18 protein-coding genes and 5 tRNA genes are annotated in these 19,135 nt (G+C 30.9%); 7 read left to right on the top strand and 16 right to left on the bottom strand.

Features of this window, described 5'->3' with window-relative positions; translation table 11 throughout:
- Positions 1-27: 27 nt before the first annotated feature.
- Entirely contained in the window at positions 28-2,412 is a 2,385-nt protein-coding gene (locus BEE63_RS17140) for an Ig-like domain-containing protein (protein ID WP_242874833.1), read from the top strand.
- Between the two features lie 65 nt (positions 2,413-2,477).
- Here BEE63_RS17140 and BEE63_RS17135 read toward each other — a convergent pair whose 3' ends face one another.
- On the bottom strand, positions 2,478-2,849 hold the full coding sequence (locus BEE63_RS17135; RefSeq protein WP_066022536.1) for a MerR family transcriptional regulator: 372 nt from the start codon (positions 2,847-2,849) through the stop codon (positions 2,478-2,480).
- Between the two features lie 96 nt (positions 2,850-2,945).
- Between BEE63_RS17135 and BEE63_RS17130 the strand changes: the two genes are divergently transcribed.
- Both BEE63_RS17130 and BEE63_RS17125 read left to right on the top strand, forming a co-directional pair.
- The gene (locus BEE63_RS17130) at positions 2,946-3,728 is read left to right on the top strand and encodes an SDR family NAD(P)-dependent oxidoreductase (protein ID WP_066022535.1); all 783 of its coding nucleotides are present in this window, start codon (positions 2,946-2,948) and stop codon (positions 3,726-3,728) included.
- Positions 3,729-3,997: 269 nt separating this feature from the next.
- Positions 3,998-4,912: a class I SAM-dependent methyltransferase gene (locus BEE63_RS17125; protein WP_066022534.1), complete on the top strand. Its 915-nt coding sequence runs from the start codon at positions 3,998-4,000 to the stop codon at positions 4,910-4,912.
- Between the two features lie 353 nt (positions 4,913-5,265).
- Here the strand turns inward: BEE63_RS17125 and BEE63_RS17120 are convergent.
- The 12 genes from BEE63_RS17120 to BEE63_RS17070 all read right to left on the bottom strand — a co-directional run bounded on the left by BEE63_RS17120 (position 5,266) and on the right by BEE63_RS17070 (position 11,595).
- Positions 5,266-5,339: transfer RNA gene (locus BEE63_RS17120), tRNA-Cys, on the bottom strand.
- A gap of 3 nt (positions 5,340-5,342) precedes the next feature.
- Positions 5,343-5,417 (bottom strand) — tRNA-Gly (locus BEE63_RS17115).
- A 15-nt stretch (positions 5,418-5,432) separates the two neighbouring features.
- Positions 5,433-5,508: transfer RNA gene (locus BEE63_RS17110), tRNA-Phe, on the bottom strand.
- A 4-nt stretch (positions 5,509-5,512) separates the two neighbouring features.
- Positions 5,513-5,589, bottom strand: a tRNA-Asp gene (locus tag BEE63_RS17105).
- A gap of 23 nt (positions 5,590-5,612) precedes the next feature.
- Positions 5,613-5,688: transfer RNA gene (locus BEE63_RS17100), tRNA-Val, on the bottom strand.
- A gap of 63 nt (positions 5,689-5,751) precedes the next feature.
- Positions 5,752-6,645: an Hsp33 family molecular chaperone HslO gene (gene hslO, locus BEE63_RS17095; RefSeq protein WP_066022533.1), complete on the bottom strand. Its 894-nt coding sequence runs from the start codon at positions 6,643-6,645 to the stop codon at positions 5,752-5,754.
- Positions 6,635-7,393: a class I SAM-dependent DNA methyltransferase gene (locus BEE63_RS17090; protein WP_066022532.1), complete on the bottom strand. Its 759-nt coding sequence runs from the start codon at positions 7,391-7,393 to the stop codon at positions 6,635-6,637. The genes hslO and BEE63_RS17090 overlap by 11 nt, the downstream gene beginning before the upstream one ends.
- The gene (locus BEE63_RS17085; protein WP_066022531.1) at positions 7,390-7,668 is read right to left on the bottom strand and encodes a small, acid-soluble spore protein, alpha/beta type; all 279 of its coding nucleotides are present in this window, start codon (positions 7,666-7,668) and stop codon (positions 7,390-7,392) included. Before BEE63_RS17085 ends, BEE63_RS17090 begins: the two co-directional genes overlap by 4 nt.
- Positions 7,669-7,751: 83 nt before the next feature.
- Positions 7,752-7,922: a hypothetical protein gene (locus BEE63_RS21780; RefSeq protein WP_175400861.1), complete on the bottom strand. Its 171-nt coding sequence runs from the start codon at positions 7,920-7,922 to the stop codon at positions 7,752-7,754.
- 94 nt (positions 7,923-8,016) lie between these two features.
- A complete protein-coding gene (gene opp4C / locus BEE63_RS17080; protein WP_066022530.1) occupies positions 8,017-8,874 on the bottom strand; it encodes an oligopeptide ABC transporter permease in 858 nt (285 codons plus the stop codon).
- 8 nt (positions 8,875-8,882) lie between these two features.
- Positions 8,883-9,842: an ABC transporter permease gene (locus BEE63_RS17075; protein WP_066022529.1), complete on the bottom strand. Its 960-nt coding sequence runs from the start codon at positions 9,840-9,842 to the stop codon at positions 8,883-8,885.
- Between the two features lie 58 nt (positions 9,843-9,900).
- Positions 9,901-11,595 carry an ABC transporter substrate-binding protein gene (locus BEE63_RS17070; protein ID WP_242874831.1) on the bottom strand — a complete coding sequence of 565 codons (1,695 nt, stop codon included), beginning with the start codon at positions 11,593-11,595 and terminating at the stop codon, positions 9,901-9,903.
- Positions 11,596-12,591: 996 nt separating this feature from the next.
- Here BEE63_RS17070 and dapA point away from each other — a divergent pair.
- Both dapA and dapB read left to right on the top strand, forming a co-directional pair.
- Entirely contained in the window at positions 12,592-13,473 is an 882-nt protein-coding gene (gene dapA / locus BEE63_RS17065; RefSeq protein WP_066022528.1) for a 4-hydroxy-tetrahydrodipicolinate synthase, read from the top strand.
- A 15-nt stretch (positions 13,474-13,488) separates the two neighbouring features.
- Positions 13,489-14,244: a 4-hydroxy-tetrahydrodipicolinate reductase gene (gene dapB, locus BEE63_RS17060; RefSeq protein ID WP_066022527.1), complete on the top strand. Its 756-nt coding sequence runs from the start codon at positions 13,489-13,491 to the stop codon at positions 14,242-14,244.
- 293 nt (positions 14,245-14,537) lie between these two features.
- On the opposite strand, the gene BEE63_RS17055 is transcribed toward dapB, so the two are convergent.
- Positions 14,538-15,698, bottom strand: coding sequence for a pyridoxal phosphate-dependent aminotransferase (locus BEE63_RS17055; protein ID WP_066022526.1), 1,161 nt, complete (start codon positions 15,696-15,698; stop codon positions 14,538-14,540).
- Between the two features lie 278 nt (positions 15,699-15,976).
- Here BEE63_RS17055 and dapD point away from each other — a divergent pair, with 278 nt between their 5' ends.
- On the top strand, positions 15,977-16,687 hold the full coding sequence (gene dapD, locus BEE63_RS17050; protein ID WP_066022525.1) for a 2,3,4,5-tetrahydropyridine-2,6-dicarboxylate N-acetyltransferase: 711 nt from the start codon (positions 15,977-15,979) through the stop codon (positions 16,685-16,687).
- Positions 16,688-16,781: 94 nt separating this feature from the next.
- On the opposite strand, the gene BEE63_RS17045 is transcribed toward dapD, so the two are convergent.
- The gene (locus tag BEE63_RS17045; RefSeq protein WP_066022524.1) at positions 16,782-17,471 is read right to left on the bottom strand and encodes a single-stranded DNA-binding protein; all 690 of its coding nucleotides are present in this window, start codon (positions 17,469-17,471) and stop codon (positions 16,782-16,784) included.
- 108 nt (positions 17,472-17,579) lie between these two features.
- Positions 17,580-18,347: a polysaccharide deacetylase family sporulation protein PdaB gene (pdaB, locus tag BEE63_RS17040; RefSeq protein ID WP_066022523.1), complete on the bottom strand. Its 768-nt coding sequence runs from the start codon at positions 18,345-18,347 to the stop codon at positions 17,580-17,582.
- A gap of 221 nt (positions 18,348-18,568) precedes the next feature.
- Here pdaB and BEE63_RS17035 point away from each other — a divergent pair, with 221 nt between their 5' ends.
- Positions 18,569-18,766, top strand: a complete 198-nt coding sequence (locus BEE63_RS17035; RefSeq protein ID WP_066022522.1) for a hypothetical protein — start codon at positions 18,569-18,571, stop codon at positions 18,764-18,766.
- Positions 18,767-19,135 lie beyond the last annotated feature (369 nt).

The following is a 19,135-nucleotide window of genomic DNA, read 5'->3' as shown; positions in this document are numbered from 1 at the left end:
TAGTGTTTATATTTGCTTTATTTTAACATGCATAATTACCATAAGGGGGGATTTAAAACGAAAAAGTATTTTAACAAATTTTTCAACATAGCCTTAATCATTGGTTTTTTAGCCATTTCATTAGGTATTAAATCAACTGTTTTTGCCGATTCAACAGTTCCTGGTGTTACATATCAAGGTCAAATACAAAATATTGGTTGGCAAAGTCCGGTTACTGATTATCTAGATACTAATATGGATAATTATGATATAAAAGTAGGTACTCTTGGACAAGGCTTAAGACTAGAATCACTAAAAGTAAATCTTGTAAATGCACCTGCTAATGCTGCCATAACATATAGCGCTCATGTTCAAAATATTGGCTGGCAGCAACCTGTAAGCAATGGAGAATTAGCTGGAACTGTCGGTCAAGGCTTAAGAGTAGAAGCTTTTAAAGCCTCTATTTCAAACATGCCAGGTTATTTAATTCAATACAGAGCGCATGTTCAAAATATTGGCTGGCAAGATTGGGTAACAGGTGGTTCAAGTATTGATAATTCCAACATTGCTGGAACTGTCGGTCAAGGCTTAAGAATAGAAGCTATACAAATCAGACTTGTAAAATCAAGTGTTGACTCCATAACTTTAGATAAAAACACTTGTACTTTATTCGCTGGTCAAACAGATACTCTAAAAGCAAATATACAACCTACTTATGCAGCTAATCAATCTGTAACATGGACGTCTTCTAATACTTCCATTGCTACAGTAGATAACACTGGTAAAGTAACTGCCATAAGTGCTGGTACTGCCAATATAACTGCTACCACAGCAGATGGCAATAAAACTGCTTCTTGTGCTGTTACTGTTAATACTCCAACAAAAGTTGATAGTATTAGTTTAAAGCCTACAGATGCTTTAAAAGTAGGTGACACAGATACTTTAGCAGCAACTATATCGCCTGAAAATGCAAGTGAAAAATCTGTAACATGGACATCTTCTAATGCTTCCGTTGCTACAGTCGATAGCACAGGAAAAGTAACTGCTGTAAGTGCTGGAACTGCCAATATAACTGCAACTACGGTTGATGGTGGTAAAACCGCTTCTTGTAACGTTACTGTTACTAATAACCAAAATGATGGAATTTCTGTATCTTATCAAGCTGATGTAAAAGGTACAGGATTGCAAAATTCAGTTAGTGATGGACAAATAGCTGGAACGGTAGGACAAGGCTTGGCTATACACGGCATTAAAGTTCAACTTATGAATGCGCCAGCTGGAGCTTCAGTTGAATATCAAACTCAAGTTCAAAATATTGGTTGGCAGCCAATAGTATCTGCTGGTACTGAATCAGGTTCAGATGGACAAGACTTGAATGTAGAATCAGTTAAAATCTATCTTAAAGGTCTGTCTGGATACAAAATACAGTATCAAGCTCAAGTTCAAAATGTTGGCTGGATGAATTGGGTAAACGATGGCGATATCGCTGGTACTGTTGGTCAAGGCTTAAGACTAGAAGCTTTAAAAATTAGAATAGTAAAAGACATTCATGTTCAATATTCTGCACATTTTGGTAATATAGGATGGAAAGACCCAGTTACAGATGGTACAATAACTGGTTCAAATGCTAAGCCTTTTGATTTACAGGCATTAAAAGTACAATTAATTAATCCACCATCTGGTGCAAGCGTACAGTGTCAGGCTCAAGTTCAAAATATTGGTTGGATGAATCCTGTTACTTTAGATGGCAATAATTATGCTGGTACTACTGGTCAAGGCTTAAGGCTTGAAGCTTTAAAATTACAACTTCTCAATGCACCTGGATATTCCATAAAATATCAAGTTGATGTTGAAGGACAAGGTTGGCAAAATTGGGTAAGTAATGGTCAAATGGCTGGTACTACTGGATTAGGTCTTAGAATACAAGGAATAAGAATAATAGTATATGCTGATGACGGAAGTTCAACTAGTGATACTAGTCAACCTTCATCTTCTATGCTAAATACAGTAAATTTTAAAGCTTCTGAGTACTTACGTTATTCTTCTAACATACAAGCTACAAATCAAACTGCTATAAAGCTTCACAACGGAATTAATCAAAATAACTGTGTATATTTTTCAAGCACAGCTCTTAGAGCAGTAGGATTTTGGGTTCCTTATTCGATGTGTAATACAGGAGACTACACAAATTACCTACTTGGTAAGGGATGGAATAAGCAAACTGATGTAAGCTTATTAACTCCTGGAAGTGTATGTTTTACTGTTAATGATGGATTAACATATCCAACTCATACTTTTATGTTTTTAGATTGGGTAAACCCTGATGATCACACTTCAGCTTATGTTGCTGATAATCAATCAAATGATGTACATGTAAGAAGTTTAGTAGATGCTCCTGGAATAGATGCTTTAGCATACTTCCTACATCAATAAATTAATTATAAAAAAACTGCTTCATAAAGTTGAAGCAGTTTTTTTATACAATTAAAATGCTTAAATTAGTCCTGTAAACATTTATCTATTGATACCTTATAATAATCAATTTTATCATTCAATTTTTTAAGATGCTCATTATATTGGGCTATTTTTTCTTCAAGAGCAGTTCTATGATTTATAAGCATTTCCATGCGTTCATTCATGGTAAAGTCTCCAGCAGCACGCAATTTAGCATATTTCTGAATTTCCTTTATAGGCATTCCCGTATCCTTTAATCGTTTTATAAATTGTATCCAGCTTACATCCTTTTCACTATAGCAGCGCCTACCGTTTTTTTCACGATCTGGAGTAATCAAATTCTCACTCTCATAGTAGCGCAGTGCGTATATACTTATATTAACAAGCCTTGAAAACTCACCAATTGAATATTTCATTTTGTATTTCCCCTTTTAACATTAAATTAATACTTGACCTATAGTTAACTGTAGGTTATATAATTCCAATATAACATCAAAAAGGGAGTGTTTCAAATGAAAGAAAAAGTTAAATACACAGTTATTACAGGAGCAAGTTCTGGTATAGGATATGAAACTGCAAAGGCATTTGCAAAACGTGGTAAAAATTTAGTTATTGTTGCCCGTAATAAAGAGAATCTTAAAAAGTTAAAAATGGAAATTTTATATGATAATCCATCATTAGATGTTATAGTTAAAAATGTAGATTTATCTATTATGGCTAATGTTCATCAATTATATGAAGAATTAAAGCAATATCGCATTGAAACATTGATAAATAATGCGGGTTTTGGTAACTACTCCAATGTTGCTAATCAAAATTTAAAAAAGATAGAAACTATGCTTCAACTAAACATAGAGGCTTTAGTCGTTTTATCTTCACTATTTGTACATGATTATCAAAACATTGAAGGCTCTAAGCTCATAAATATTTCATCCTGTGGCGGATATATTATTGTACCAAACGCTATTACTTATTGTTCAAGCAAATTTTTTGTAAGTACATTCACTGAAGGCTTAGCAAGAGAATTACAGGCCTGCAATGCTAAATTACAAGCAAAAGTATTAGCACCTGCTGCCACAAAGACTAACTTTGGAAATGTATCCAATAACATAGATAACTATGATTACGATAAGTCTTTTGGTACTTATCACACTAGTAAACAAATGGCCAACTTCCTTCTTAAATTATACGATAGTAATGAGATTGTTGGATTAGTCAATCGTGAAACTTTTGAATTCGAGTTAAGTTCTCCCCTATTCGATTATGCAGGAAATTCAAAACATAATCAAAAATAATATAGCTAGTATTCCAATAAAACTCGATACAAAGATTTGATATTGTGAAGAAATGAAATAATCAAAAATATCTGCGCCTAATTACACAAATTTTTTTATATCTTAAATATACTCTATTGTCTTATTATGCAAAAAAATGTCACAACAAATGTGACGTTTTTGTAAATTTTTAATTATCTATATTATACATAATAACACAAAATAGCAAAAAAGTCAAGTATTGTAGTGTCCCAATATGTATTGTATATTTTATTAGAGGTGATAATTTTATGAAACCAAAAAGTATGACAGCACTCGTAAGTGTCTTTTCAAGGGCATATCATTCAGTACAAAATTCGGAAAAAATATTTGATGATTATTTAGCAATGGAAATGTTGACAGAAGATGAATACAACCAAATATCACGTAATATGGCAAAGGGAATATCTTTTTTCAATCCCTCTTTTGTAGGTACACAAAAAGAAGCTTTGCGTTATATTGTTGACAATTATTTATCTCCAACTCCACTTGGTAGAGCTGCATTTACAGAAAAATCACTTGAAAACGCTGTAAAAATTGGTGCAAAGCAATATTTAATTTTTGCTGCTGGATATGACACATTTGCTTACCGTCAGCCTTCCTTTGCATCAAAAATTGAAGTTTTTGAAATTGACCACCCCTCTACTGCTGAAGACAAGCAAAAACGTATTAAATCATTAGTATCAGAAAAACCAGTAAATCTACATTATGTGTCTGCGGATTTTAGAGAAACAAACTGGAAAAATAATTTGCTTACCCGTACAGAATTTGATAAAAATAAAATTAGCTTTTGTAGCCTTCTCGGAATAAGTTACTATTTGTCCAAACATGTATTCGCAGAAACAATTAATACAATTTCAGACTTTATGCCAAAAGGCAGTAGCATTGTTTTTGATTATAACGATGAGAATGCTTATACAGACAAAGCAGGAAAGCGAGCTAAAAAACTAACTGCAATGGCTGGTGGTGCAAATGAAAAAATGCTTGGAAGATATTCTTATATGGAATTAGAAACATTATTAGACGAAAGTAATTTCTTGATTTATGAACATTTGGCACCAAACGAAATAACAGAGCAACTCTTCAGAAAATATAACAAAGCAAATCCAAGCCATCAAATGACAGCTTTTGATAATGTAAATTATTGTTTGGCTGTTAAAAAATAATCACCAAAATTGTTCATAATTAATATTTAAAACTAAAACATATGTCACAAGACATATAGCACACTATCATTGTACATTTGTGAAATTACTTATTTTTAATATGCAGAAATGATAAAATTTAAAGTGTTTTTATAAATTATTTGTTTTCTTAATTGTTGCGTTAAATATGTAAAGTTTTATGAGAAAACTTTACATATTTAATATTTTAATTATGCTTCTATAAAACTAATAGTTGCAAGCAATAAAATTAACCCACTGATTATTATTGAACTTATTGCATATTAACTTACCTAAAATAAAAAAAGCAGTCCAGCTACTGAAAAATCAGCAGTCAGACTACCTTCTTACTGTTATGGAGGCGCCACCCAGATTTGAACTGGGGGTAAAGGTTTTGCAGACCTCTGCCTTACCACTTGGCTATAGCGCCATATGGAGCGGAAGACGAGATTCGAACTCGCGACGTTCACCTTGGCAAGGTGACGCTCTACCACTGAGCCACTCCCGCATTCATACATAAACATGGTGGCCAGACCAGGAATCGAACCAGGGACACGAGGATTTTCAGTCCTCTGCTCTACCGACTGAGCTATCTGGCCACAATGGCGACTTGGAAGGGGATCGAACCCTCGACCTCTGGCGTGACAGGCCAGCACTCTAACCAGCTGAGCTACCAAGCCACTGTGTAGTTATAAATATAGAATGGTGGGCACTACAGGGCTCGAACCTGTGACCCTCTGCTTGTAAGGCAGATGCTCTCCCAGCTGAGCTAAGCGCCCACACCATATATCTTAACTAAGACAAGGAAAATTATACAACAAAATAAGCTATATGTCAACGTTTTATTTGTTATTTTCCAATTTTTTTATAAGCTCTCCAATTTGGTCGTTCGTAAACTTATATTTTCTGTTACAGAAATTACATACTATTTCCTCTTCTTTACCATCATCATATATTTCTTTTAAATCTTTCATACCTATACTTATAAGTGCTCTCTCAACTCTTTCCCTTGAACAATCACATCTGTATTTAGGTACCTTACTTCCATCCAATATTTTTAAATCCATACCTTCAAATATAAATTCTAATATATCCTCTATAGACATTCCTTTAGCTATAAATTCAGTTATGGAAGGTATTTCTTGAAGTCTGTATGTTATTAAATCTGCTGCCAGATCATCAGCTCCAGGCATCATTTGTATTATAAATCCTCCTGCTGCCTTTATTGACATATCTTTATCAACAAGTACTCCAACTCCAACTGCTGATGGTATTTGCTCTGAAGTAACATAATAATAAGCAATATCATCTCCTATTTCACCTGTATATATTGGCACTTGCCCTACATAAGGTTCTTTTAATCCCATATCCTTTATGACAAGAAGATTACCCTTCTTACCAATAATTCCACTCACATCTAATTTTCCCTTCTCATTAACAGGTAAATCAGCATTAGGATTACCTATATATCCTTTTACATGAGCATCACTATATGAGGTTACTGTTACTCCCTTAGCTATTCCACCACCATTTATTTTAAGAGTAATACTATCTCTTTCCGACTTAAGATCAGAACCCATAATAGCACCTGCTGTAAGCATTCTTCCAAGTGCGGCTGCCGAGGTTGGTGCACATTTATGTATTTTTACCCCTTCATTTACCATTTCAGTTGTTATTGCTGCAATTATTCTAACTTCTCCATTCTTAGCTGTAGCATTGATCAATTTATCTGCCATCAATTTTACCTCCTATATTAACTATATATGTTATTCTCTCAGTAGCTTCACCTACATTTTTATCAGTATAACAATCTGTTTTATTCAACACATTAAGTTGTCCTTCTTTTAGACATGTTTCCAATATTTGATCCTTGTAAGCTCGTTCCTCATGTTCCTCATTAAATCTTCTATATACATCACCTTTGCGCACAAAAAAGCTTATATACATAGATACTATATCATCTTCAAAGGTATTTTCCCAGTAATAAAAGACATCATCATCATCATAATTAAAAACATTATTACCTAATATCTCTGAAAGCTTATAATATGAATTTATGTCAAAAACAAAAATTCCATTTGGCTTTAAATGTTTTTGAACACAAGAAAAATATCTTTTTAAATCATTAATATCAATTATATAATTAGTAGCATCAAGACAACTTGTAATAAGATCAAATTTTTTATTAATGCTCAAATTTGATATATCCTGACATATTAAATTCACTTTTAGTCCTTTGTTTCTAAACTTATTATCCGCTTCAGAGAGCATATCCTCTGAAAGATCTACTGCCCAGGTACTTTTAAATCTTGAACATAAATTTTCAGTTAGATTTCCAGTGCCACAGGCTAAATCAAGATAATCTTCAAATTCTATCTTATTTTCTATGCATTTTTTTATTATAAATTCACTCCACTTTTTATAATCAATATCAACATCAATAAGTTTATCGTAAATATGCGCAAACTCATTATAACAATTCATTTATGCACCCTCCGGTCAATCTCTTCTGAGTTTTTTAATATTTCTTCATTTTTAGGCAGATTAAGATTCTTTTTCGTTTTTGTCATTATCCCGCCTATTCTTCCCGTTTCCTCTGAGGTCAAATACCCCCAGCCATACTTATCCACCTTATCCTTCAATCCTAATTCAACAGCTATTTCATATTTTAAATTTTCCCTTTGTTTTTCAAGTTTAGTAAGCTCTTTATGTGTTTTTATTTTTGACTTAATTACTTTTTTTAGTGGTGTTTTCCCCATATTAATTCCCTCCAAAAATAATACAAAATTATTATATGATATATTATTTTGCTCATAATACAGGTTTTTATTCTAAAAATATTTTATAACCACACTTTTAGTAAAAACAAAATAACCAAAGCAACTCCAATACCTAGTATTAAAAAAACTGGCATAAAGACTTCAAATGCAGCAATAATAAAAGCCGCTTTATCTTTAAATTCAAACTTTTCATCACTATTATTTGTCTCAGAACTATTCTTACGAAATTTCAATAAAAAACACTCCTCATTCCTTTAAGACATTTTCTTTATTATAACAACTATATTAAATTACCTAAATAAAAATGTCCACTACAAAATTCACATTTTATTTTACATCCATTTCATCTCTTAACGCATCCCCAACTAAATTAATAGACATAACTGTTAGAAATATACATATTCCTGCTGGTATCCAAAGCCATGGATAATGATTAAAAGTGTAAAAGTCATTTACTCCCTGTATCATGTTACCCCAGGAAGGAGTCGGTTCCGTAATACCAAGTCCCAAAAAACTGAGCGTTGACTCAAAAATAATATTACTTCCTACACAAAGAGTAGAAAAAACTATTATGGATGGTAATACATTAGGGAGAATATGTACTACCATTTTTCTCCTAGTGCTAATTCCAAGCGCATCTGCTGCAAGCATAAACTCTCTATTTCTTATAGATAATACCTCTCCTCTTACAATACGCGCTAAACTTGGCCACTGAAGCAAGGCTAAATTTATTATAAGTAACACTACTCTTGAATTACTTGAAATATGTATGTCTGATAATATAGCCCCTAAAACTATTAATATTGGCAGCACTGGTATGGATATTATTATATCACTAAAACGCATTATAATAGAGTCTATTATACCACCATAATACCCAGAAATCATGCCAAAGGTTGTCCCTATTACAACTTCAAATAATACAGAAAATATACCTACAATCAAAGACACTCTCCCACCATACATAAGTCTCGTAAAAACATCTCTTCCAAGCTTATCCGTTCCAAGAACATGCTCTATTGATGGTGAGCTTTTTATATCAATATAACTAATATCATCTCCAGAATATCCTGTTAAAAGTGGCCCTATAAAACAAAATATAATCATAATAGCAATAATAATTATACCAATAACAGCAAATTTATTTCTTTTAATTCTCATGAATGTACTTTTATAAAAACCCATATAAACACCTACTTGTACTTTATTCTAGGATCAATTAGAGCATAAATCACATCTGCCACTAAATTTCCTACAAATAGTAAAACTATTGTAATCATATTTATGCCCATAAGTAAAGGATAATCTCTTTGAAAAACAGCATCTAGTGACAACTTACCAATACCAGGCCATCCAAATATTTGTTCAGTAACTACAGCTCCCGTAAATAAACTAGCAATTGACATTCCAAGTATAGTTACTACTGGTATCATAGCATTTTTAAGAGCATGCTTATATATAACAACTCTTTCTTTTAATCCTTTTGAACGTGCTACCACTATATAATCCTTATTTATTACTTCCAGCATACTGCTTCGTACATATCTAATGAGGCTAGCTGCATTAACAAAAGTTAAAACCACACATGGAAGAACCATATGATACCCTATATCTAAAACCTTTTTAATCCCTGTTAAATTTTCACCAACAGTAGTCATACCTTCAATTGGTAAAATATTAAGATCAACAGCAAACCATTTAATAAGTATGAGTCCTAAAAAGAATGTCGGTATAGAAATACCTATAAAAGAAACCGTTGTAAAAAGTCTGTCAAAAAATGAATTTTTATGAACTGCTGACATTACTCCAACCGGAATAGCTACTATTATTGAAAGTATAAATGACGCAAACTGTAAATAGAATGAATTCCATATATACTTATTAATAACTTGTATTACAGGTTCGTTAAGCTTATATGATATTCCGAAATCGCCATGAATAGCACCATAAGACCATCTCAAATACTGAACTATTCTTGATTCATCAAGATGATAATTATGCCTTAATTCAGCCACTTTAGCCTTAGACATATGTACATGCATAGAAGTAACTGCATCACCTGGTGCAAGAGTAAATATCATATAAATTATGAAAGATACAGCAATTAATATAGGTATCATTGCTATTAATCTTTTAAATATATATCGAATCATAATAATCCCCCACAATATAAAATTGTGCCTGGTATTTTAACACCAGACACATAAAAAATTATTTAAGTTTTGCTTTCCATAAAGATGCGGTAAAATCCTTGTAAGGTGTAATATCAATACCACTAACTCTAGAACTTATTGCCCACATATCATTTCTTTGATAAATAAATATTTGCGGCAAATCATCATTTACAGTTTTCCATACATTCTGATAATCCTTTTTCCTTGAATCAAATTTCTCATCTTCCAAAGCATTATCCATTTCTTTATCAAGTTTCTTGTTTGAATATCCGGAATAATTTTGAGCTCCATTTGTCTTAAATACAGTTGATTGATCTGGATTTGCACCCAAGCTTCCACACACAAAGGACATATCATAATCTCCATTTTTAATTTTATTTTGAATAGTTTCAAATTCCATAGAATCAACTATAACTTGAATACCAAGTTTTTTATAATTTTCCTTCATAATTGGAATAAGCACTTCGTTAACCGGATTATCTGTGCTAGCTAAATAGTGGAATTCAAACTTCTTTCCATCCTTACTTCTAATGCCATCAGCACCTTTTTTCCACCCAGCCTCATCAAACAATTCATTTGCTTTTTTTGTGTCAAACTTATATTTATTAACATCACTATTATAATTCCATGAAGCAGTAGATTGAGGTTCATTGCACACTTGTCCATATTTACCAAAGGTGGTTTTTATCAAATCTTCCCTATCAAGTCCATATGTAAGCGCCTGACGAACTTTCTTGTCCTTGAAAATATCCTTTTTTAAATTTAAATCAATATATCCATACGTGTTTGATGGAAATACTCTTAAATTAACAAACTTAAAGTTTTTAATTGCATCTACACTTTCATCATTAGGAGTAACTATGTCTATATCTACTCCACCGTTTTTAAGTAGCTGCATTTTATTACTTTGATCAGTAACCTTTAGTATTACTTTCTTTATTTTAGATTTACCACGCCAATAATTACTATTAGCTTCAAAATCATATTCCTCACCAGGTTTGCAGTCCTTAAAAACATATTGACCTGAACCAATAGGCTTATCTTGTAAAGCGTTTAAAGATGATGTGTCACCCTGCTTGTAATTTTTGCCATAATAATCTTTTGGCATAATTAACGTTCTTGCAAGAGTGTATATAGCTGAAGTATTTTGCTTCTCAAGCTCAAAACTTACAGTATGTTTGTCCTTAACCTTTATTCCTTCTATGTCTTTTGCAGTTCCATCGTGATACGCTTTCCATCCTTTTATGTTTATAGCGGAAGGATCAAAGGAACCATTATATGATTTATCACATAAATATGTAAACGTAAAAGCAACATCATCTGCTGTCAATGATGTTCCATTACTAAATTTAATATTATCTTTTATGTGAAAAGTGTAGGTTAATCCATCTTTGGATATATCCCATTTTGCTATGCCCGGGACAGGCTCACCTTTTTCATCTACATCACCTAAGCAATCATAAATCATTTCACATATATACTGATTGTAAATAGAATTTGATGTTAAAGGTATCATCTTAGAATCTTCTGGTCTTGCAATTCCAATTACTAAGGTGTCTTTTCTGCTTTTTGCCACATCTGGAATTTTATAAGGTTGTGGCGCTTTTATTGTCTCGGTAGTGTTTTTTAATGGGGCATCTGTAACTTTAATTACATTAGATTGTCCACATGCAGTTAGAACCATAATAGCACTTACCGAAGCAATTAATGACATTACATGCCACTTTTTCATTTTTGTCCCCCCTTGTCATTTTAAAATTTTATTGATACATAACATTTTAAATATAACCTTTTAAAGTAACTTTTTACATATATTTATTGTACTCCTTAATATTGTCCCATAAAACAACATTTCCTTCTAATAAGTGGCAATAAATATATATTTTTTTTATTATGCTTCATAATACCACTTTTTTTATATAGTGTCAATTATCAAACATACATAAATTCATTATAATATTTTTATTATATGGTGCAACTTAACTATAAACTTTTAAAGATATTACTAACTTATATTTACATAGTATTGCGCCTTATTATAACTTAATTCTTCAATAAAGATGTTATTTTGTACATTGCTTCGCAATAGTATTTTAAAACATTAAATAAAAATCATAAGACTAAACTCCAAATTATAAAAATACTAAGAAATTTTAATAACTCGCTGAAAAAAAGCTCAAACAAATTAAAATTTCTAAGTCTTTTTATAATTTGAAGCAAGTCTTATTGAATTTTATTTAAATCGTTTCCAAAATACTATTACTTCGCTTAAAATAAAAGCAAAGTAAATTTTTCTCCGCTTCTCTGCGAAAAATAATATATTAACCTATTTAAAAATCAAATAATACAGACATCAAACTAAATCAGTTATTTAAATTTCGCAAGCTTCGTAGAATTATTGAAAGTTTACTTGTCTAAATAGTAACTTACTAATTTAATCTCTGTAATTTATGCCTAAAATTCCGTAGGCACGGAAAAACTTTTTCCTTGTTTTACTCAAAGCTTTACTCTAAAAGCGAATTATTAATTTTTAGTGCTACAGCCCCATACCTAATTTTTTCAAATTTTAGATTTGTTTTTTATGAAATCACTAAGTAAGGCATTTTATCTGTATCATTTACAGTGCTAAAATGATATAATATATAGGCGCAATCATACCTTATAATATAATTCTTTATAGTTTATTTGCCACTAAAATTAACAATATAATTTAAGGAGAGTGATTTGTTTGAGTATTTTTAAAGGAGCCGCTGTCGCACTTGTTACACCATTTACAAATAACGGAGTAAATTTTGATGAATTAAAAAATTTGCTAGAATGGCATATTAAAAATGGAACTGATGCCATTGTAATATGTGGGACAACTGGTGAAGCTACAACTATGACAATTGAAGAGAAAAAGGCAACAATAAAATATACCGTTGATATAATTAATAAAAGGATACCCGTAATTGCTGGTACTGGAAGTAACAATACACAGGCAGCCATAGATATGAGTAAATGGGCCGAAAGCATAGGTGTTGATGCTGTCCTAGTTATAACACCTTATTATAATAAAACGACTCAAAAAGGTATTGTTGAACACTTTAAAGCTATAAACGACAGTATTAATATCCCTATAATATTATACAATGTACCAGGAAGAACAGGATTAAATATAAAGCCTGAAACTTTATATGCAATGAAGGATTTAGAAAATATACATGCAATAAAAGAAGCAAGCGGCAATATAAGCCAAATTGCAAAAATGAAAGCATTGTGCAGAGATAGGTTTGATATTTATTCTGGAAATGATGATCAAATAATTCCTATACTTTCGCTTGGCGGAGCAGGTGTTATATCTGTACTTTCAAATATAATTCCAAAAACAGTTCATGAAATGTGTTCTCTTTACTTTGATGGGAATCTAACCGAAGCTTTAAAACTTCAATTAGATTCTTTAGCTCTTACAAATAGCTTGTTTATAGAAACAAATCCTATACCTATAAAAACAGCTATGAATTTACTTAAATTTAATGTAGGTCCTCTTAGACTTCCACTTTGTTCTATGGACGACAAAAATTTATCTGTTTTAAAAAATGAATTAAAAAATTATGGTCTTATTAAATAATGGAGGTAACTAAAAATGACTAAAATTTTACTAAATGGCTGCGGCGGTAAAATGGGGACAGCCATATCGAATCTTACAAGTAGCTATGACAATATCGAAATAGCTGCCGGAGTTGACAAATTTGCAAAACCAGGTTCACCTTACCCTGTATTTAAATCTATAGATGAAGTTAATATTCCTTGTAATGTAATATTAGATTTTTCTAGACCTGACTCATTAAAGGGACTACTAAATTATTCAGATAAGAATAATTTACCTATAGTACTTTGCACAACTGGATTTACTGATGATGAGCTTAATACAATAAGTGAATTTAGTAAAAATCACACTGTTTTTCGTTCTGCTAATATGTCTATTGGTATAAATATAGTAAATAATATTCTTAAGAGTATAAGTTCTCTCGTATACGAAAATTATGATATCGAAATAATAGAAAAACATCACAATCAAAAAGTTGATGCCCCAAGTGGAACTGCTCTCTTGCTTGCAGATACAATAAAAAATTCTATTGCCGAAAATATAAATTATATCTATGGTAGAAGCGGCGTTAGTAAGAAAAAGCACAATGAAATAGGGATACATGCTGTAAGGGGTGGAAGCATCGTTGGAGAACATGATATATTGTTTGCAGGCGAAGGAGAAACTATTGAAATTAAGCATACAGCCCAATCTAGAGATGTATTTGCTGTAGGTGCTTTAAAAGCATGCAGCTTTATATGCGGAAAACCATCTGGTCTTTATGATATGAATGATGTCCTTGGTATGAAGTAATAATACTTCATCGCGTTAAATAAATTTAATAAATCTAAGGCGAAAAAATCCTAAAAAACTAAGATATTCCAATAACTCCCTATCGGTCAAACAATTGAAATATCTAAGTATTTTAGGATTTTTTCGCCAAGATTTATTAAAATTTATTTAAATCGTTCTTTCAGCATTATTACTTCACTTATACAGTAGTACAAGGAAAAAATTCCTACGTACCTACGGAATTTTTGATATAAACTTTTATAATATATTATTTAGATACTTTCATTTATGCTTCTTTAAAGTAAGATTTTTATCTATTTTAAAGTGCCAACCCACTTTTCCATTCTATCTAAACATTCTTTTAATTCTTCCATGCTGTAGGCATAAGATATTCTTGCAAAACCTTCACCAAGTTTACCAAATGCAGAACCAGGAACTATAGCAACTTTAGCTTCATTTAAGAGCTTTTCGCAAAATTCCTCGCTTGTAAGTCCGAAATTTGATATATCAGGGAAAATATAAAATGCTCCTTTAGGCATACTTGCTTTAATTCCGATGTCATTAAGTCTCTTATATATGTAATCTCTTCTTTTTTTGAATTCATTCTTCATATATAAAACATCTTCGCTGCAGCTTCTTAAGCCTTCTAAAGCACCGTATTGAGATATTGATGGTGCACATGTTGTTGTATATTGGTGAGCCTTTAATATGCTGTCCATATAATTTTCACATGCACAAACGTATCCTATTCTAAGTCCTGTCATTGAAAATGTTTTAGAAAATCCGCTTACTACAATAACTTTATCTCTTATATCTTCGTATTGAGATATTGAATAGTAGTTATCTTCATAACATAATGCACTGTACATTTCATCGGATACAACTACAATATCATTATTTTTTATTATATTATGTAATTTTTCATTATCTTCTTTGCTTAAAACCGCACCAGTAGGATTTGAAGGATATGATACAACCATAAATTTGGGTTTTTCATCTTTTATTTTTTCTTCTAACTCATTAAAATCTATAGAAAAATCACTACCGTATAATCCATAACTTATAACCTTACCACCTAAAAGTTTAGTGCAGCTATCATATGCAGGGAATGCAGGTTCTGGAATAAGAACCTTATCTCCTTTATCTACAAGGGTCTCAAATATATCAATTATTCCTTCAGTGCCTCCTGCCGTAATGCAAATTTCATCTTTATCATAATTTATGTTAAAATCATTTTTTAAATACTTACTTATTTCAGCTCTAAGTTCTTCTATACCAGCATTTGATGTATAAGCTGTCTTATTTTCATTTATAGCTTCTATCATTGCTTTTTTTACTTTAGATGGTACAGGAAAATCAGGTTGACCAAGTGTAAGTGATATAGCTCCCTCTATTTTTACAACTTTATTATAAAATTTTCTTATGCCAGATATCTCTATGCTACTAGCACCTGATGATATTTTATTGCTTTTCATTTTTCATGCCCCCTATAAAAATATACATATTTAAGTACAATTATGGTATAATTCTAATGTAAATGTCATCTATATATAACGCATTAAATTAGTTATAAAATACAATGTATTAAATTTATGCATTATATATAACTTATTATTTAATAATAATACAACTCATATTTGTTGTAAACTTATAGTTTATATAAAATTATTGCTGCAAATTCGGAACTGTTGTACCAAATAGAAATATCAATACAGTAAGTTCCATAATTAATATTTTTTAGGAGGCTATTAAAATGAATTATGATTTAACTAACCCATACGAAATTGCAAAATACATAAAAGAAGCAAAGAAAACCACACCCCTTAAAGTCTATGTAAATGGTAATTTAGACGACTGCCATTCAGATAGTATTGATCTTTTTGGAACAAATGATTTTTATGTTTTATTTGGAGAAAGTGATAAAGTATCTGACTTCCTACAATCAAATCATGATAAAATTAAGAATTTTAGAATAGAACAGGACAGAAGAAACTCAGCTATACCACTAATTGATATGACAAAAATAGATGCAAGAATAGAACCTGGTGCTATTATACGTGATAAAGTATCCATAGGCAAAAATGCCGTTATAATGATGGGTGCTGTAATAAACATTGGATCTGAAATAGGTGAAGGTGCTATGATAGATATGAATGCTGTCGTTGGCGCTAGAGGTAAAATAGGTAAAAGAACTCATGTTGGAGCAGGTGCTGTAATTGCCGGAGTTTTAGAACCACCTAGTAAATCACCATGCGAAATAGGAGATGATGTTCTAATTGGAGCAAATTCTGTTATATTAGAAGGCGTTAAAATAGGTTCTAATTCCGTTATAGCAGCAGGATCTGTTGTAGTAGAAGATATTCCTTCAGGCGTTGTTGCAGCTGGCACACCAGCAAAGATAGTAAAAAAAGTAGATGATAAAACCAAAGATAAAACTAAAATAATGGCTGATTTAAGAAAGTAAAAAAGATTCACTCTTTTTGTCTCTTTACGATAAAAAGAGTGAATCCTTATTTTAGGCTACATTTAATAAATACTCACCTTTACACTTATTAAATTTAAATTACCTTCTTATGCTGATCTTCATGCACATCAATATCAACTACATTTGATTCTTCGCCATTCTCTTCTTCCTGAACCTTTTCCATTTTTGATATAGAAACTTCGTATGCTGTCTTTTTAATTACATCTTTCTCTGATATTTTCTTTTGATATTCTCTGCTCTGAAGTCTTCCCCATATTCTTATATTATCTCCTACTTTTAAAGTTTCACAAAATCTAGAATTCCTACCCCATGCTATTGTGGGTATGTAATCCGATTTATTATATGATCTATTTACAGCTAAAAGCATATCAGATATCTCCCTTCCAAAAGGAGTTGTTCTGTATACCGGCTTCTTGCATATAAAGCCATCTAAAAATATTTGATTAGGATTTTTACTTTTTTCACTACAATATTGGATATTTCTTGTAAATACAGTAAGTATAAGTCTATTGGAACCATCAACAAATTTATTATAAGATCTAAGCTGCCCCTCTACAATTACCTCTTTACCTACATCCAAATTCATTCCTGTAATTAATCTCTCTGAAACAGTTACAAACAATCTATCCTTGGCATCACTTAGTCTCTGAACATCTAGATAAAAATTATAAAAACCTTCTCCATACATTTCATGACTAAATTCAAGTTTTGATGAAATTACTCCTTCAAGACAAAGTTTATTATTTAACATTAAGTTATCCATTATAGCCCTTCTTTCCCTTCGTTATTTATTGCTTCAAATATAAAACATTTAACTTTTTGATTTACTATATTTCCATTATAATACAATTTTGCACCTAATTTCAATAGTCTATTTTTTTATTTGTCTACCCATATAATCAATATAGGAGTTATTATCATAAATTAAGTCTGATATTCTTACAAATTTGTACCCATCATCTTTTAAGTTATTTAATATCTTATTCAAATTGTATGGTGTATACTTTGAATTATTATGAAAAAGTATTATAGAACCTGGCTTTACTTTACTCATGACCCTATCATATTCAACCTTCTGCCCCTGTTCTCTCCAGTCTATGCTGTCAACATTCCACTGAATACACCTATATCCCATGCTATTAACTACATCAACTACAGAATTGCTATATGAGCCAGAAGGACATCTAAAAACTTTTGTCCTAACTCCTGTAATAGAATAAATTTTATCTTCAGCATTCTTAATATCATTCTTTATTTGTTCTTTTGACATGTTAGTCATATCTAAATGCTTATAAGAATGATTTCCTATTTCATTTCCTCTCTTGCATATTTCACGTGTTTCATCCGGATAATCTTCTGCCCATCTACCTATTACAAAAAAAGTAGCCTTAGCATTATTTTTATCTAATATATCAAGTATTTTATTAGTATTATCATTTCCCCAACTAGTATCAAATGTAATTGCAATTTTTTTGTCGTTAGTATCTACCGAATATATTGGAAGCTTTTTATTTTTTTCGACAAAAACTCCAAAACTTTTTTCGTGCATATATATAAAAATTGCAAAACAAGAAATCAGTAAAAATATGGAGAAAAATATTTTTTTTGTGTTTACTTTTTTTGCAAATATTACATGCAAGTCTTCCCCTCCTTTCCCATAAAATTTATGTTCAACAAAATAATTGCAAAACTTTAATCTAAACTAATACCAAATCATAATCTTAAAATATATGGTAATGTATAGATTTCAGCCCAGCTAATTTTACTTCATCTATACAATTTATTCCCTTTAAAAAAATATATGAATGAATATTAGAAAAACACAAAAACTATATATAAACCATATAAGGAGGGTTTATAATGCCAAACAGAAAAACGACATTTACTAATGTACGAGGCCATAAGGAAGAATTTTCTTCAAGAGATCTAAATATACAAAACAAGTACTTAGCTAGAGAAGTTGATTTACAAAAGTCTAAACTAAAAGAGTACAAAAAAGATAATGTTGTTGGAGAAAAAAAAGACGTAAAAATTCCTATAAAACATAAATTAACTTAAGGCTGTTGCACTAAAAAATTAAGAATTAAGGAGGATTTTCCGCCCCTTTGCTTTGAAAAATCCACATTTTATAGTAGTGGAATGGAGAAAAAGTTACCATCCTTCTTAATTCTTCTTTCTTAATTTTTTCTAAAGTCAGTTCACAAGTAAGCAAAGTAGAGCAAAAAGTTAAAGAATTTAGATTTTCTAAGGGAAAAGTATGCCCTCTTTATGGTTCAAAGCAATGTAACACACTCATATATCGAAGTAAAAGATTTAAAAAATAGAGAGCCAATGTATGTATAACATATGTTATATTTTTTAAATTATGTTATAATAAGCATCACACAAAACTATAATCTAATGAACAATAGTAGATTAATATGAAAG

It is taken from the genome of Clostridium pasteurianum (genome assembly GCF_001705235.1).
GTDB lineage: Bacteria > Bacillota > Clostridia > Clostridiales > Clostridiaceae > Clostridium_S > Clostridium_S pasteurianum_A.
This window is presented reverse-complemented; position numbering and strand designations above follow the sequence as displayed.